This is a genomic window from Bradyrhizobium sp. USDA 4516 (assembly GCF_054055915.1).
The window spans coordinates 3,065,282-3,080,851 of the sequence record NZ_JBSRXT010000001.1 but is presented as its reverse complement, the minus strand read 5'-3'; the positions used below and the strand labels follow the sequence as shown (position 1 = coordinate 3,080,851).

The 15,570-nt window shown below is 66.8% G+C and carries 13 protein-coding genes; 8 read left to right on the top strand and 5 right to left on the bottom strand.

The genetic code is table 11. The annotated features are described in order from the left end of the window. Window positions 1-13 precede the first annotated feature (13 nt). The 3 genes from ggt to mutM form a co-directional block, all read right to left on the bottom strand. Window positions 14-1,693: a gamma-glutamyltransferase gene (gene ggt / locus ACVI1L_RS14195; protein ID WP_456785555.1), complete on the bottom strand. Its 1,680-nt coding sequence runs from the start codon at window positions 1,691-1,693 to the stop codon at window positions 14-16. A gap of 123 nt (window positions 1,694-1,816) precedes the next feature. Continuing rightward, the gene (locus ACVI1L_RS14190; RefSeq protein ID WP_456783143.1) at window positions 1,817-2,380 is read right to left on the bottom strand and encodes a GNAT family N-acetyltransferase; all 564 of its coding nucleotides are present in this window, start codon (window positions 2,378-2,380) and stop codon (window positions 1,817-1,819) included. Window positions 2,381-2,382: 2 nt separating this feature from the next. Continuing rightward, a complete protein-coding gene (mutM, locus tag ACVI1L_RS14185) occupies window positions 2,383-3,288 on the bottom strand; it encodes a bifunctional DNA-formamidopyrimidine glycosylase/DNA-(apurinic or apyrimidinic site) lyase (RefSeq protein ID WP_456783142.1) in 906 nt (301 codons plus the stop codon). Window positions 3,289-3,429: 141 nt separating this feature from the next. On the opposite strand from mutM, the gene ubiE reads away from it, so the two are divergent. The 8 genes from ubiE to ACVI1L_RS14145 all read left to right on the top strand — a co-directional run bounded on the left by ubiE (window position 3,430) and on the right by ACVI1L_RS14145 (window position 13,613). Next, window positions 3,430-4,191: a bifunctional demethylmenaquinone methyltransferase/2-methoxy-6-polyprenyl-1,4-benzoquinol methylase UbiE gene (gene ubiE, locus ACVI1L_RS14180; protein WP_057020427.1), complete on the top strand. Its 762-nt coding sequence runs from the start codon at window positions 3,430-3,432 to the stop codon at window positions 4,189-4,191. After that, window positions 4,188-5,762 (top strand): 2-polyprenylphenol 6-hydroxylase, encoded by a 1,575-nt coding sequence (ubiB, locus tag ACVI1L_RS14175; RefSeq protein WP_057020426.1) that lies wholly within the window; start codon window positions 4,188-4,190, stop codon window positions 5,760-5,762. Before ubiE ends, ubiB begins: the two co-directional genes overlap by 4 nt. Window positions 5,763-5,831: 69 nt before the next feature. Beyond that, window positions 5,832-7,298, top strand: coding sequence for a bifunctional phosphopantothenoylcysteine decarboxylase/phosphopantothenate--cysteine ligase CoaBC (coaBC, locus tag ACVI1L_RS14170; protein WP_456783141.1), 1,467 nt, complete (start codon window positions 5,832-5,834; stop codon window positions 7,296-7,298). Between the two features lie 51 nt (window positions 7,299-7,349). After that, entirely contained in the window at window positions 7,350-7,808 is a 459-nt protein-coding gene (dut, locus tag ACVI1L_RS14165; RefSeq protein ID WP_076833820.1) for a dUTP diphosphatase, read from the top strand. 518 nt (window positions 7,809-8,326) lie between these two features. After that, the gene (locus tag ACVI1L_RS14160) at window positions 8,327-10,837 is read left to right on the top strand and encodes an ATP-binding protein (protein WP_456783140.1); all 2,511 of its coding nucleotides are present in this window, start codon (window positions 8,327-8,329) and stop codon (window positions 10,835-10,837) included. Beyond that, window positions 10,834-12,357 (top strand): tRNA (adenosine(37)-N6)-threonylcarbamoyltransferase complex ATPase subunit type 1 TsaE, encoded by a 1,524-nt coding sequence (tsaE, locus tag ACVI1L_RS14155; protein WP_456783139.1) that lies wholly within the window; start codon window positions 10,834-10,836, stop codon window positions 12,355-12,357. Before ACVI1L_RS14160 ends, tsaE begins: the two co-directional genes overlap by 4 nt. Window positions 12,358-12,444: 87 nt before the next feature. Next, entirely contained in the window at window positions 12,445-12,765 is a 321-nt protein-coding gene (locus tag ACVI1L_RS14150; protein WP_028337556.1) for a PilZ domain-containing protein, read from the top strand. Window positions 12,766-12,890: 125 nt separating this feature from the next. Beyond that, on the top strand, window positions 12,891-13,613 hold the full coding sequence (locus ACVI1L_RS14145) for a nucleotidyltransferase family protein (RefSeq protein ID WP_057020444.1): 723 nt from the start codon (window positions 12,891-12,893) through the stop codon (window positions 13,611-13,613). A 12-nt stretch (window positions 13,614-13,625) separates the two neighbouring features. Here ACVI1L_RS14145 and ACVI1L_RS14140 read toward each other — a convergent pair whose 3' ends face one another. Together ACVI1L_RS14140 and ACVI1L_RS14135 are read right to left on the bottom strand one after the other, a co-directional pair. Continuing rightward, window positions 13,626-14,639: a DUF2891 domain-containing protein gene (locus tag ACVI1L_RS14140; RefSeq protein ID WP_456783138.1), complete on the bottom strand. Its 1,014-nt coding sequence runs from the start codon at window positions 14,637-14,639 to the stop codon at window positions 13,626-13,628. Next, window positions 14,636-15,559 (bottom strand): hypothetical protein, encoded by a 924-nt coding sequence (locus tag ACVI1L_RS14135; RefSeq protein WP_456783137.1) that lies wholly within the window; start codon window positions 15,557-15,559, stop codon window positions 14,636-14,638. The genes ACVI1L_RS14140 and ACVI1L_RS14135 overlap by 4 nt, the downstream gene beginning before the upstream one ends. Window positions 15,560-15,570: the final 11 nt, after the last annotated feature.

Sequence of the window (15,570 nt, the reverse complement as noted above, 5' to 3'; positions counted from 1 at the left end):
AGCCTAACCAACCTCACCTCAACGCAAAGCGCACCCCGGCGCGGGCGAGGCCGCCGGCAATGCCGACCGGGGTGCCGTCGGCGCGCCAGCAGGCTGCGCCCGACATTGTGCCGTCGGCGTGAAACTGGATCGCGTTCATGCCGCCGGCCACCGTCGGCACGACCTGCACCTTGTGGCCCTTGGCTGATAGCGCGGCGCGGACAGCCTCCGGCACCGCCTGCTCGACCTCCAGCGCATTGCCCTCGGTCCAGACCCGCGGCGCCTCGACCGCCTCCTGCAGGCTCATGCCGTGGTCGATCAGATTGATCAGCGCCTGCATCGCGCTCGGGAAGATGCGCTTGCCGCCGGGCAGGCCGAGCGCGTAGGCGAGCTTGCCGTCGCGCAGCGCCATCATCGGCGACATCGAGGTGGTGACGCGCTTGCCGGCGGCCAGCGACAGCGCGTGTCCCGGCCGCGGATCGAACAGGTTCATGTAGTTGTTCGGCACGGTGCCGAGGCCCGGGATCAGGATCTTGGCGCCGAACAGATTGTTGATGGTCTGGGTGGTCGCGACCACATTGCCCATCGCATCCGCCGCGGTCATGTGCGTGGTGTGCGCGCTTTCGAGCTGGGTGACGCCGGCGCTCCAGGCTTGCGCGCGGTCGGGATCGATCGCGCGGCGGCGCTCCTCGGCATAGGCCTTCGAGGTCAACCGCTCCACCGGCACGTTGATATGGGCGGGATCGCCGCTCGCGGCCGCGCGGTCGGCAAAGGCGATCTTCAGCACCTCGGCAAGATAATGGATCGTCTCGGTCGTGCCGAAGCCGAGCCGCGCGATGTCATAGCCTTCGAGGATGTTGAGCATCTGCGTGATATGCACGCCCGATGCCGCGGGCGGCGGAGGCCCGAGGATTTCCCAGCCGCGGTAGTCGCAGCGGATCGGCTGCCGCTCGACGGTCTTGTAGGTCGCGAGATCCTCCTGCGCGATGAAGCCGCCGCTCTTTTTCATGTAGTCGACCAGGATGTCGCCAAGCGGCCCCTGGTAGAGCGCGTTGTCGCCATGATCGGCGATGTATTTCAGCGTCTCGGCATATTCCGCCTGCACCACGCGCTCGCCGGGCTTCAGCGGCGTGCCATCAGGCAGATAGATCGCCGAGATCGGCTTGTCTTTCAGCATCTCCTCGGCGCCGTCGGTGATGCATTCATGCAAATAGGGCGTCGCCGCATAGCCGCGCGCGGCTTGCTTGATCGCGGGCTGCATCACATCGGCAAGGCTCATGGTGCCGAAGCGGCGCAGCGTTTCGCACCAGGCTTTCAGCGAGCCCGGCACCGCGACCGCTTTCGGCCCGTTCAAATTCTCGTTGCCGACGGTGTCGAACACGTCGTGCGCCGATCCTGGCTTCGAAGTGTAGGTGTCCGGCCGCACCGCTTTCGGCACCGTGCTCTGGCCGTCGATGAAGCGATGGCTGCCGTCGGCGAGACGAATATGCGCCATGCCGCCGCCGATGATGCCGACCATCATCGGCTCGACCACGGTCAGCGTGAACAAGGTGGCGATCGCCGCATCGATCGCATTGCCGCCGGCAGCCAACATCTCGGCGCCCGCGCTCGATGCCAGCGGATGATTGCTCACCACCATGCCGCGGCTGCTGGTGGCCGGCTGCTTCTCGCATTGAAAACTTGTCGCGGCGCGGTCGCGCCAGGCGTCATTCATCGACATGCCGTTCATCGCCATTGTGTTCTCGTTCTTGATGGAGCGATCGGAGCCATGTTCTCCGGCCGCGCGTGCACGGTCAAGGCGCCGCGATTTTCCTCGCGGCGGTATTCGCAAATAAGGTCACGGCTTCGCGCGATCGCGCAACCAGGTCTCGCGCGTCACCTTCCACTTCTCCGCTCTGGATTCGCCATTGTGGTGCGGAAGCTCGACGAAGCCGACGAATTCGGCTCCGGTCTTCTGCTTGACCCGGCGCGAGCCGACGTTGGACGGCGCGTTGCAGACATGGAAGTGATCGAGGCCGAGCGCCAGGAAGGCGAAATCGTTCACCGCCGCGATCGCCTCGGTCATGAGGCCCTGATTCCAATACGGCTCAGCGAGCCAGAATCCGCGATTGCCCTTGCGGCCTTCGGCGCGCGGCCGGAAATTGATGTTGCCGATCGCCTCGCCATCGCGGGCACGCAACACCAGTGCCCATTGATAGCTTTCCTCTCCGGCCGCGATCTTGTCGAGCTCGCGCCTGATAAAGCTTTCCGCGCCGTCGCCGGGATAAGGCCACGGCACCACCGTGGCGAGAGTCTTGATCACGTTCCAATTGTTGAAGTGACTCTGGATCGCCGCGGCATCCGACAGCGCAAGCGGCCGCAGGATCAGGCGTGGCGTCTCGATGCGCGGGGTCTCGAACATTGCTACTTCTGGCACTTCGGGCACCAGAACGTCGAACGGCCGTTCTGGGTGAAGCGCCTGACGATGCCCTCGCAGCCGGACGTACGGCACGTCTCGCCCTCGCGGTCATAGACCTGGAACGAATGCTGGAAATAGCCGAGATCGCCGTTGGTCAATCGATGGTCGCTGATCGAGGAGCCGCCGGCCTTGATCGCCTGGTTGAGCACCGAATGGATCGCGTCGACCAGCCGCCTGGCGTGGTCGGTCGGCTCGCCCCCGGCAACGCCCTTGCGTTGTCCGGACTTGGTCGCGAGCGTCGCGGCCAATCGCCGCGGCGACAGATGCGAACGAAACAGCGCCTCGCAGACATAGATGTTGCCAAGTCCCGCCACCACGCGCTGATCGAGCAGCGCGGCCTTCAGGCTGGTCTTCTTGTTGTGACAGGAGCGCGCCAGCATCGCCGCGTCGAACTCGTTGCCGAGCGGCTCGGGACCGAGCCCTTTCAGGAGCGGTTCATCCTCGATCGCGTTGCGCGCGATGATCTTCATATAGCCGAAGCGCCGCGGATCGTTGAAGACGACGGCCGCGCCCGACGACATGTGGAACACCACGTGATCATGCACGCGATCCTCGCCGCGCGGATGGTGGAATTGCCCCGGCGTCGCCGCGCCGTCCTGCTTCAGCACGCGGAACGAGCCCGACATGCCCAGATGCATCAGCAGCACGTCGCCGGAGTTCAGGTCCGCCATCAGATATTTGGCACGGCGGCCGAGCCCGGTGATGGTCCGGCCCTCCAGCCGGGCGATAAAGTCTTTTTGAAACGGAAACCGCAAATCCTTGCGGCGAGCCTCGGCCTTGAGGATCCTGGACCCCTCCATGGCCGGTTGCAGGCCGCGGCGGACGGTCTCGACTTCGGGTAATTCCGGCATGGCAGGCATTCACCTTTTGGAAGTGACGTGATAGCGCCATTGCGGCCGCCGCGCTATGGTTTGGCTGGAGCGTTTTTCGAGCGAAGCGGCTACCGGTTCGCGTGAAGAAACCGCGACCAAAAAGGGTAAGAGTTCTGAGTGATGGATCGGCCGGATCAAACCACCCATTTCGGCTTCAGGGATGTGCCCCTGGGCGAGAAGCAGACGCTGGTGAACGACGTGTTTCACAGCGTGGCGTCCCGCTACGACCTGATGAACGATCTGATGTCGGCGGGCCTGCACCGGGCCTGGAAGGACGTCATGATCACGATGCTCGATCCGCCGAAGGGCGACCGGCCGTTCGCGCTGCTCGACGTCGCCGGCGGCACCGGCGACATCGCGTTCCGGGCCGCCAAGACCGCGGGCGCGGGCTTTCATGCCACGGTCTGCGACATCAATGCCGACATGCTCGCCGTCGGCCGCGAGCGCGCCGCGAAGCAGCACCTCGATGACCGGGTGTCGTTCGTCGAGGGCAACGCCGAAACGCTGGGTTTTGCCGACCGCGCGTTCGACGCCTACACCATCGCATTCGGCATCCGCAACGTGCCGCAGATCGACCTCGCATTGCGCGAGGCCTATCGCGTGCTCAAGCCGGGCAGCCGCTTCCTGTGCCTGGAATTCTCCACCGTCGACGTGCCCGGCCTCGACAAGATCTACGATCTGTTTTCCTTCAAGGTGATCCCGCCGCTCGGCCGCGCCGTCACCGGTGACGCCGAGTCCTATCAATATCTCGTCGAGTCGATCCGCAAATTCCCGCGGCCGAACGCGTTCGCCGAGATGATCGGCGCCGCCGGCTTTGCCCGCGTGAAGTGGCAGAGCCTCTCCGGCGGCATCGTGGCGCTGCATTCGGGCTGGCGTTTGTGATCTCTGCACTGACCCACATCACGCGCCTCGCCCGCGCCGGTTTCGTGTTTGCGCGCGAGGGCGTGTTCGGCGTCGTCGATCCCGCGCTGGTGCCGCCGCCCGGGCAGCTCGCGCTGAAGCTGGCGCGGCTGATCGAGCGCCGCTCCGCCAAGTCAGGTCCGCGGTTGTCGCGCGCACTGACGCGGCTCGGACCGGCCTATCTCAAGCTCGGGCAATTCCTCGCCACCCGCCCCGACGTGGTCGGCGTGGCGATGGCGCGCGATCTCGAAGCCCTGCAGGACCGGCTGCCGCCGTTCGCGCAGGAAGCGGCCGAAACCGTCATCACGCAATCGCTGGAACGGCCGCTGCCGCAGGCCTTTGTGCATCTGGGCCCTGCGGTTGCCGCGGCCTCGATCGCGCAGGTGCATCGCGGCGAAATCGAGCGCGACGGCGTGCGGCATCAGGTTGCGGTCAAGGTGCTCCGGCCCAACGTCGCCGCGCGTTTCCGCCGCGACCTCAGCGACTTCTTCTTTGTCGCGCATAAGGCCGAGGCGCATTCCGCCGAGGCGCGGCGCTTGCGCCTGATCGAGGTCATCAACACGATGTCACGCTCGGTCGCGATGGAGATGGACCTGCGGCTCGAGGCCGCCGCGCTGTCCGAGATGGCCGAGAACACCCGCGACGATCCGGACTTCCGCGTCCCCGCGGTGGATTGGGATCGCACCGCGCACAGCGTGCTGACGATGGAGTGGATCGACGGCATCGCGCTGAACGATCACGTCCGGCTGGCGCAGGCCAAGGTCGATTTGCCCGATCTCGGCCGCAAGGTGATCCAGAGCTTCCTGCGCCACGCGCTGCGCGACGGCTTCTTCCATGCCGACATGCATCCCGGCAATCTGTTCCTCGACGAGGCCGGCCGGCTCGTTGCCGTGGATTTCGGCATCATGGGACGGCTCGGGCTGAAGGAGCGGCGCTTCCTGGCCGAGATCCTGCTCGGCTTCATCACCCGCGATTATCGCCGCGTCGCCGAGGTGCATTTCGAGGCCGGCTACGTGCCGGGCCACCATTCGGTGGAGAATTTCGCGCAGGCGATCCGCGCGATCGGCGAGCCGATCCACAACCGCACCGCCGAGGAAATCTCGATGGCGAAGCTACTCACGCTTCTGCTCGAGGTCACCGGCCTGTTCGACATGCAGACGCGCCCCGAGCTGATCCTGCTGCAGAAGACCATGGTGGTGGTCGAGGGCGTGGCGCGCGGCTTCGACCCGAAGCTCGACATCTGGAAGATCGCCGACCCCGTGGTGCGCGAATGGATCACGCAGAATCTCGGCCCGGCCGGCCGCATCCAGGGCGCGCTATCGGGTGCGGGCGAACTCGGTCGCATCCTCGCCAACCTGCCGTCGATCGCCAACCGCGCCGTGACGGTGCTCGAGCAGCTGGAGACCATGACGCTGGAGGGCCACATGCTGTCGTCGGACTCGATCGACGAAATGGCCCGCGCCGAGGCCCGCAAGGCGCGGGTGCAGACCGTCGGCCTCTGGGTCATTGCGATCGCCTCCATCGCGATCTTTTTCGCCATCCGGGCTCACTGATTGCAATGCATGCACCACGTGATAGCATCGCTATCATATTTATTTGAGCATGATGCCTGAGGGCACGCCATGGCCAGCCTGACCATTCGCAAACTCGACGACACGCTGAAGGCCTATCTGCGGCTGCGCTCCGCCAGGAACGGCCGCTCGGTCGAGGAGGAGGTCCGGGTGATCCTCCGGGAGCTCGCAGACGGCGGTACGGAGCCTGCCGAGGCGCTTGGGGCGGGTTCCGCGACGGTTGCCGCCCCTGCTCCACGGGCCGCCAGCGCGGCCGGAGAGCCGCGCATCACCCTGATCATCGGCGGGGGGATTGCGGCCTACAAGGCGCTGGATCTGATCCGGCGGCTCAAGGAACGGCACATCCAGGTCCGCTGCGTGCTGACCAGGGCGGCCCAGCAATTCGTCACCCCGCTCGCCGCCAGCGCGCTGTCGCATGAGCGCGTCTACACCGACCTGTTCGACGCCGAGAGTGAGTTCGACGCCGGCCATATCCGCCTGGCGCGGGACTGCGACCTGATCGTGGTGGCGCCGGCGACCGCCGACCTGATGGCCAAGATGGCGCAGGGCCATGCCGACGACCTCGCCACCGCCACCTTGCTGGCGGCCAACCGGCCGATCCTGCTGGCGCCGGCGATGAACCCGCTGATGTGGAACAATCCGGCCACCCGCCGCAACGTGCTGCAGCTCCGCCGCGACGGCGTCCACACCGTCGGCCCCAATGCGGGCGAGATGGCGGAAGCCGGCGAGGCCGGCGTCGGCCGGATGGCCGAGCCGACCGAGATCGCCGCCGCCGCCGACCGCATGCTGCGCCCGCCGCAGCCACGTCCGCTAGCCGGCAAGCGGGTGCTGATCACCGCGGGCCCGACCCATGAGGCGATCGATCCGGTCCGCTACATCGCCAACCGCTCGTCCGGCAAGCAGGGCTTTGCCATTGCCGCCGCCGCGCGCGCCGCCGGCGCCGAGGTGGTGCTGGTGACCGGCCCGGTCGAGCTCGACGACCCCCAGGGCATCTCGGTGATGCGCGTGGAGTCCGCGCGCGACATGCTGCACCGGGTCGAGGCCGCGCTGCCGGTCGACGTCGCGATCTTCGCCGCCGCGGTCGCCGACTGGCGGGTCGCCACCGAGCGCAGCCAGAAGCTGAAGAAGACCGCGGCCGGCATGCCGCCGCTGCAGCTGGTCGAGAACCCCGACATCCTCGCGACAATTTCCAAGCTGAAGGAGCAGCGGCCGCCGCTGGTGATCGGCTTCGCCGCCGAGACCGAGCATCTGATCGAGAACGCCAAGGCGAAGTTCGCGCGCAAGGGCTGCGACTGGATCGTCGCCAACGACGTCTCGCCGGCGACCGGCGTGATGGGCGGCGACCGCAACACCGTTCACCTGCTCTCGCGCGAGGGCAAGGACGTCACCGTCGACTCCTGGCCTGTCATGACCAAGGAGGAAGTCGCGACCGCGCTGGTGTCGCGCATCGCAAGAGCGTTTTCGAGCGAAGTGGTCACCGGTTCGCGTCAAGAAAACGCGACCAAACAAAAGGATTAGAGCATGATCCGATTCAATCGGATCATGCTCTAGAGCCGTAGGAACCGCATCGTGAGCGCCACCATCAAGGTCGAAGTCCATCAATTGCCGCACGGCGCCGATCTCCTGCTGCCGATCTATCAGACCGCCGACGCGGCCGGGCTCGACCTGCTCGCGGCGGTGCCGCAGTCGGCGCCTCTGCTGCTGCTCCCGGGCCGCTACGAGATGGTTCCGACCGGACTGACGATCGCGCTGCCGCCGGGCTACGAGGCGCAGGTGCGGCCGCGCTCCGGCCTTGCCGCCAAATACGGCGTCACGGTGCTGAACTCGCCCGGCACAATCGACGCCGACTATCGCGGCGAGATCAACGTGCTGCTGATCAATCACGGCCACGAGGTGTTCTCGATCCGGCGCGGCGAGCGCATCGCGCAGATGGTGATCGCACCGGTCACAAGGGCCGAGCTGGTTCCGGTCGACGTGCTGCCGGCGACCGGGCGCGGCAGCGGCGGCTTCGGCTCGACCGGACGCTAGTGCGCGACGACTTCACTCGAGCGGCGGCGCCACTTCACCTCGCCCCGCGTGCGGGGAGAGGTCGGAACGCATCGTCAGATGCGTTCCGGGTGAGGGGGAGTCTCCGCGAACGCAGCTATCACCGGATATGCGGAGACGGCCCCTCACCCCAACCCTCTCCCCGTAAGAACGGGGAGAGGGAGCCAAGCGCCTTCGCATCGGAGAAGTGTGCGGACGAGCTCGGGAAGATCACGCTTCGTGCGCGCTCTCCGCACCAATACGGAGTCAATTCGCGTAAAATCCGCCCCACCCGGCGGCATTTTTTCACAGGGGATTCTGCGTTCACGGTCTGGACTCTTACTCGCCGAGTCCCGTTGGGACTATTCTGTCTTGATTCGAGCACGACGGGGGGTCTTCGTCGGGCTGTCTGGTCCTGCTTGGGCATGATCGGCGGACAAACGTCGTACGTTTGCCGTGAGGAACACCGGTCTCCTCTTTTCCGGATCATGCCTTAAGGTTTGTGCGTTCTGGGGCAACATATGTCGGGCGTAGTCGCGGCAATGCGTCGAACCCTGCTGTCATGCACCTCACTGGCGCGCGACGGCATGATTGGGCTCGCCATCACCGCATTGCTGCCGGCCCGCACCGCGTTGGCCGCCGAGAGCCCGGTCGCCCAGGCGATGTCGGATCATTTCGGCTTCAATCACCAGGAGGTCGCGGTCCTCGCGACGTCGCTTGCGCTGGTCGGCTTCTCGGCCGTCGCCGCGATCCTCTTGATGCGCACCCGCGTGCGCGCGACGAGGAACGAGGAACAGCTGCAGTCCGAGATCACGGACCTGCAGGCGCAATCGGACCGGCTGCGCGCGCTGCTGTTCGTCGAGCCGCAGGTCCTGATCTCCTGGGCCGCGGGCGACAACCGGCCACAGATCTCGGGCGACATCTCGCTGGTGATGTCGCAGGAAGGCTCGCCGCAACGCGTCCTCGCCTTCGGAACCTGGCTGCCGCCCGAGCCGGCGCTGCAGATGGATCACGCCGTCGACGCGCTGCGCGAGAAGGGCGAGGCGTTCCTGCTCAACCTCTCGACCTCGGCCGGCCGTGCCATCGAGGCGATGGGCCGCGCGATCGGCGGCCAGGCCATCGTGCGGATCCGCGAGCTCGGCGGCCTGCGCCGCGAGCTCGCCGAGTCCAACCTGCGCTACAAGGCGCTGCAGGAGGAAACCGAGCTGCTGCGCGATTTCGCCGCCGCCGCGCCATGGCCGATCTGGGCGAAGAGCCTCGAGGGCAATCTGCGCTATGCCAACGCGGCCTATGTCCGCGCCACCGAGGGCAAGAGCGTGTCGGACGCGCTGCAGCGCAATCTCGAACTGCTCGAAAGCGACCAGCGCGGCGAATTGACCCGCGCGCTGAACGACAATGCCAATTATGCCGCGCGGCTGCCGATCGTCGTCAGCGGCGAGCGGCGGATCTACGACGTGCAGGCGCTCAAGCTCTCCGGCGGCAGCGCCGGCATCGCGATCGACGCCAGCGAAGCTGCGGCGTTGCGCGCGGCGATCGCGCGGATGGTCGAAGCGCACCGGCGTACCCTCGACCAATTGTCCTCGGGCGTCGCGGTGTTCGATGCCGACCGGCGGCTCACCTTCTACAACGAGTCCTATCGGCGGCTGTGGGGCCTCGATCAGGCCTTCCTCGACGGCAACCCCGACGATTCCAGCGTGCTGGACCGGCTGCGCGCCAACCGCAAGCTGCCCGAGCAGCCGGATTTCCGCGCCTGGAAGGCCAAGCTGCACGAAGCCTATCGCGCGGTCGAATCCGAAACCTATACCTGGTTCCTGCCCGACGGCCGCGCCATCAGCGTGGTCACCACGCCGAACCTCGAGGGCGGCGTCACCTATCTGTTCGACAACGTCACCGAGAGCCTCGACCTCGCCCGCCGCTACGACCGCCTGACGCGGGTGCAGCGCGAGACCCTGGACAATCTCGGCGAAGCGGTCGCGGTGTTCGGCAGCAACGGCCGCGCGGAACTGTTCAACCCGCCCTTCGCCAAGATGTGGAAGCTGCCGGCCGACGCGCTGCAGGGCGAGCCGCATATCGAGGCGGTGGAAGCACTGTGCCGGCCGCTGTTCGACGACGCCCTGACTTGGCGGACGCTGCGCGAGCAGATCACCGCGATCGAGAACCGCGCCCAGGTCGCGCTCAAGCTCGAGCGCAAGGACGGCAGCGTGCTGAATTGCATGACCATCCCGCTGCCCGACGGCAAGACCCTGCTCGCCTTCCAGGACATCACCGACACCGAAAATGTCGAGCGGGCGCTGCGCGAGCGCAACGAGGCGCTGGAAGCCGCCGACCAGATGAAGGTGGATTTCGTCCACCACGTCTCCTACGAGCTGCGCGCACCGCTCACCACCATCATCGGCTTCGCGCATTTCCTCAGCGATCCCTCGACCGGACCGCTGACGCCGAAGCAGGCCGAATATCTCGACTACGTCACCAAATCGACCAACGCGCTGCTGGCGCTCACCAACAACATTCTCGATCTCGCCACCATCGACGCCGGCGCGATGAAGCTCGAGCTCGGTCCGGTCAATATCGGCCAGGCGATCGAAGCCGCCGCCGAAGGCATCCAGGATCGCCTCGCGACCGACCGCATCACCCTCAAGGTCGATATCGAGCCCGACATCGGCGCCTTTGTCGGCGACGAGCGGCGCGTGGTGCAGGTGCTGTATAATCTGCTCGCCAACGCGGTCGGCTTCTCGCCGCACGACGCCACCGTCACGATCAGCGCCCACCGCACCGAGCACAGCGTGGTGTTTGCGGTGACCGACGCCGGTCCCGGCATTCCGGCGGAGATGCGCGACAAGGTGTTCAACTGGTTCGAGAGCCATTCGCACGGCTCGCGGCACCGCGGCGCGGGCCTTGGCCTGTCGCTGGTCCGCTCCTTCGTCGAACTCCATGGCGGACGGGTGCGCGTCGATTCGACCGTAGGCCGCGGCACGACCGTGACCTGCGACTTCCCGATCGACCAGACCGCACACCGCAACGCTGCTGAATGACGGCGACCTCGACATTCTCGGTGGCACTCGCGAACGAGACCGCGACAGCAGAGCTGATGGCCGACCTCGCGCTGCTGATCGGCGCCGGCGACGTCATCACGCTGTCCGGCGATCTCGGCGCCGGCAAGACCACGGCCGCGCGCGCGTTGATCCGCTATCTCGCCGACGACGACGCGCTGGAGGTGCCGAGCCCGACCTTCACGCTGGCGCAGAACTACGAGCTGCCGTCGTTTCCGCTGGTTCATGCCGACCTCTACCGCATCAACGACGCCGGCGAGCTCGAGGAGATCGGGCTGTCGCCGCTGCCCGACGACATCGTGGCGCTGATCGAGTGGCCGGAGCGCGCGCCCGACGCGATGCCCGCCGACCGCATCGATATGGCGTTCAGCCATCGCCCGGCGCTCGGATCGGCGGCACGCGCGGCCGAGATCACCGGCCATGGCAAGGGCGCGGCGAAGGTCGCGCGGCTCAACGAGCTGCGCCAGTTCCTCGACCGCGCGGGCTTTCTCAATGCCCGGCGCGAACGCATGCCGGGCGATGCCTCGACGCGCTCCTATGCGCGGCTGCGCAACGACGACGGCACCGTCATCCTGATGAACTCGCCGCGCCGTCCCGACGGCCCGGCGATCTACAGCGGCCAGTCCTACAGCGCAGCGGTGCATCTCGCCGAAGACGTCAGGCCGTTCGTCGCGATCGGAAACGGCCTGCGCAAGCATGGTTTCTCGGCGCCCGCGATCCGTCACATCGATCTCGGATCCGGCTTCCTCATCACCGAGGATTTCGGCGCCGAGGGCGTCATCGAGGGCGACCCACCGCAGCCGATCGCCGAGCGTTACGAGGCCGCCGTCGACATGCTGGCGGCGCTGCACCGCGAGGTGCTGCCGGAGCAATTGCCGCTGACGTCGGACGAGAGCTACGACATCCCGGTGTTCGACATCGACGCCTGGCTGATCGAGATCGGGCTGATGCTGGAATGGTACCTGCCAGACCGCGGCGCGCAGCCGAGCGAGGAGCTTCGCGCCGAATTTCTCGGGATGTGGCGCGGCCTGCTGGAGAAGCCCGCAGCCGCACCGCAGACCTGGGTGATCCGCGACTTCCATTCGCCGAACATCATCTGGCTTGCCGAACGCACCGGCATCCTGCGCGTCGGCGTCATCGATTTCCAGGACGCGCTGCTCGGCCCCGCGGCCTATGACGTGGTGTCGCTGCTGCAGGATGCCCGGATCGATGTGCCCGAGCAGCTCGAGCTGTCGCTCTTGACCCGCTACATCAAGGCGCGGCGCGCGACCGATGAAAGCTTCGATCCGGCCGGCTTCGCCGAGCTCTATGCGATCATGTCGGCGCAGCGCAACACCCGCCTGCTCGGCACCTTTGCGCGACTCAACCGCCGCGACGGCAAGCCGCAATATCTCAAGCACCAGCCGCGGATCTGGACCTATCTCGAGCGGTCGCTGGCTCACCCCGCGCTGACCAGCTTCCGCATCTGGTACAAAGCCAACGTCCCTCCTCCAGTACCGTAGTTTACGGGTTATTAGCCTCGCCTCCCCTAAGGTTGCGGAGCCCGCACCTGATCCATGGCGCGGCCGGATCTGGAGCGGGACCACACGATGGGGACGGAACGACGCAAGGGCGATCGTGTCACGTTTGAGCGCGGCATAGCAGCGCACATGATGGGCATCGACGGCACCTGGCGGCGCGACTGCACCATGGAAGACGTGTCGGAGACGGGCGCCAAGCTCTCCGTCGACGGCTCGGTCGAGGGCCTGAACCTGAAGGAGTTCTTTCTGCTGCTGTCGTCCACAGGATTGGCCTATCGCCGCTGCGAGCTGGCATGGGTCAATGGCGACCAGATCGGCGTCAACTTTCTCAAACAAGGCGACAAGAAGAAGAAAACCGCCAGACGCGGCACGCAAGCTGCCGACGTCTAGGCCAGGGTCGTCATTGCCGTCTTACGGCCGTCATGTCTCGTGACTATGGCGTCTGATTGATGTGCTTGCCGAATCGCCGTGATATGATCGGCGCATGAGAGATGATGACCGAGAATATCCGGAAGATGCCCGTCACTCCCCATAAAGCCATGGTGCTCGCTGCGGGCCTCGGCGTGCGCATGCGCCCCCTGACCAACACGATGCCGAAGCCGCTGGTCAGCGTCGCCGGCCAGCCGCTGCTCGACCATGTGCTCGACAAGCTCGCCGGCGCCGGCGTCAGCGAAGCGGTCGTGAACGTGCACTATTTGCCCGACCAGATCATCGAGCACGTCAAGCCCCGCAGCCGTCCGCGCGTGATCATCTCCGACGAGCGCGACCAGGTGCTCGGCACCGGCGGCGCGGTGGTGAAGGCGTTGCCGCTGCTCGGCGATGCGCCGTTCTATCATCTGAACGCGGACACGATGTGGATCGACGGCGTGCGCTCCAATCTGGCGCGGCTCGCGGAAACCTTCGATCCCGCGCGGATGGATATCCTGCTGCTGATGGCGCCGACCGCTACGAGCATCGGCTATGGCGGGCGCGGCGACTATTCGATGTTGCCGGATGGCGCGTTGCGCAAGCGGCGCGAGCACCAGGTGGTGCCGTTCGTCTATGCCGGCGCCGCGATCATGTCGCCTGCGCTGTTCGCCGACGCGCCGGCCGGCGAGTTCTCGCTGACCAAGATGTTCGACCGCGCCAACGAGCAGGAGCGGCTGTTCGGCCTGCGCCTCGACGGCGTCTGGATGCATGTCGGCACTCCGGACGCGATCCAGGCTGCGGAAGAAGCTTACCTGGAAAGCGTCGCGTAGGCGGCGCCTTCGTCAGCCATCGGCGTCGATCGCGAGCACCGCGAAGCTCGCAAGCCAGTGTTCACCCATATAGTCGCTGGCGATATGCGGCAGGCCGGCGTCGAGATGCCGGCGCGCGGCATCCTGCAGGATCGGACGGCGCGCATCGGCCGCCGGCAACGCACCGGCCAGCGCCCGCCAGCACCATGCGCGGCTGAGATTGAGCCCGTCGAGATGTGCCAGCTTGCCATCCGAGCGATCGGTGACCGTGGCGGGCCGGAACAGGGTTGCGGGTTCGCGCAGCTCGAGCCGCGGCAGGAAGCGGTCGAACCAGGGCAGGAAGTCACCCGGTGCCAGCAGCCGGCGCATGCACTCCGCTTCGATCAGCGCGGACGACTGGAAGTCATCACCGCTCGGCTCACCCCAGGCGGGGCAGTCCTGATCGGCGCCGTACCAGCGCAGCGCTGTGTCGCGCAACAGCGCACTGAGCGCATCGTCCTGTGTCACCGCGGCGTAGTCGGCTGCCATGCGCAGTCCGAACGCGGTGTTGAAATGGGTGCCGACCCGCACCGGATAAGTGGCGAGCGGCAGGAAATCGCGGTAGCGCTGCGCGAAGATCTCGGCGAGCGGAGCGATCCGATCGCGCCAGTTGGTGTTCTCGACGAGCGAGAGCTCTGCGGCGAGCTTCAACAGCCAGCCCCAGCCGTAAGGCCGCTTGAAGCCGCGCGCGGTCGGGGCGGCGAGATAGCTGCATTCGGCCGCGATCTTCTCCGCAACGAACTGCGCGTCGAACAGCGCGCGGATATCGTTCGCCGCCTCGGATGAGGGATAGCGGCGCAGCAACCGGGCAAGCATCCAGTAGCTGTGGACGCAGGAATGCCAGTCGTAGCTGCCGAAGAACACCGGATGCAGCTCGCGCGGCGTGCGCGCATCCTGCGGCCCCGCCAGCACGTGATCGGGCTTGTTCGGATATTCGCGCGTGACATGGCCGAGCGCGATGCGCGCGAAACGGACGGCGAGGTCTTCGGTCAAGATCGTCGCGCTCATGGTGAGGCATTCTCCTTGCACTCGCGGCGAACAAGCATCTCGATCAGCCGCGGCGTCATATAGATCGGAAACTGCGTGGCGGCGAAGAACAACGCCGTCATCGGCGACACCGCAGCGCCCATCGCCGACCAGACCAATCCGACATTGCGGTTGCCGACAATGAGGCCGCTGGTCAGCCGTGCAGCCAGATTGCCCGGCGTGAGCAGCGCGCCACACAATTGCAGGGCGAGATTGCAGCCGAAGGCAAGGCCGACGCAGGTGAACGCGGCGGCCGGTTGCGCTTCGATCTGGGTGCGCACCCCGGCCATGGTGGCGATCGCGAACAGCAGCAGCGAGGCCAGCACGAGCGCGTCGATGATGCGCGCATGCTGCACCAATCGTGCCGCGGCCTGACGGCGCAGCAGCAACGCCAGCGCGCCGGCGCCGCCAACCAGCAGCGCCAGCCGCGTCGCGAGCGCCAGCGGATCGATTGCGAGATCTGCAAATCCCGCCGCGATCAGCGGCACGGTGACCGGCGCCAGCGCCATCGACAGCAGCGTCACCGCAAGCGGAATGGTCGCATCGAAGCCGAGCATGCGCGCGACGGCCGCCGTGCCGCTCGACGGCGGCGCACACGCCGACAGCACCAATGCGACGATCAGCTCTGGTCGAAAGCCGGCGCCGCGCGCCGCGAAGCCGACGGCAAGCGGGCTCGCCAGCATGGCGAGCGCCGGCAACAGCAGCCAGACCAGCGGCCGCCGCAATGCGCGCCGGAACGCCGTGCCGTCGACCTGGAGGAAGGTGCCGAGCACCAGGACGAAGATCGCCGCCGTCATCAGCGGGCGCACGCCGTCCGCCAACGCAGGGAAAGCCAATCCTGCCAGCACGCCGATGATCAGCAGTGTCGGCCCGCTTGGCACCAGCCTCGCAAATCTCGCCAAATTCCTGGGTC

Excerpts from the sequence above, each read along its gene's own strand:
- ggt (WP_456785555.1), bottom strand. The coding sequence starts at position 1,693 with ATGAATGACGCCTGGCGCGACCGCGCCGCGACAAGTTTTCAATGCGAG.
- ACVI1L_RS14190 (WP_456783143.1), bottom strand. The coding sequence starts at position 2,380 with ATGTTCGAGACCCCGCGCATCGAGACGCCACGCCTGATCCTGCGGCCG.
- mutM (WP_456783142.1), bottom strand. The coding sequence starts at position 3,288 with ATGCCGGAATTACCCGAAGTCGAGACCGTCCGCCGCGGCCTGCAACCG.
- ubiE (WP_057020427.1), top strand. The coding sequence starts at position 3,430 with ATGGATCGGCCGGATCAAACCACCCATTTCGGCTTCAGGGATGTGCCC.
- coaBC (WP_456783141.1), top strand. The coding sequence starts at position 5,832 with ATGGCCAGCCTGACCATTCGCAAACTCGACGACACGCTGAAGGCCTAT.
- ACVI1L_RS14160 (WP_456783140.1), top strand. The coding sequence starts at position 8,327 with ATGTCGGGCGTAGTCGCGGCAATGCGTCGAACCCTGCTGTCATGCACC.
- tsaE (WP_456783139.1), top strand. The coding sequence starts at position 10,834 with ATGACGGCGACCTCGACATTCTCGGTGGCACTCGCGAACGAGACCGCG.
- ACVI1L_RS14150 (WP_028337556.1), top strand. The coding sequence starts at position 12,445 with ATGGGGACGGAACGACGCAAGGGCGATCGTGTCACGTTTGAGCGCGGC.
- ACVI1L_RS14145 (WP_057020444.1), top strand. The coding sequence starts at position 12,891 with ATGCCCGTCACTCCCCATAAAGCCATGGTGCTCGCTGCGGGCCTCGGC.
- ACVI1L_RS14140 (WP_456783138.1), bottom strand. The coding sequence starts at position 14,639 with ATGAGCGCGACGATCTTGACCGAAGACCTCGCCGTCCGTTTCGCGCGC.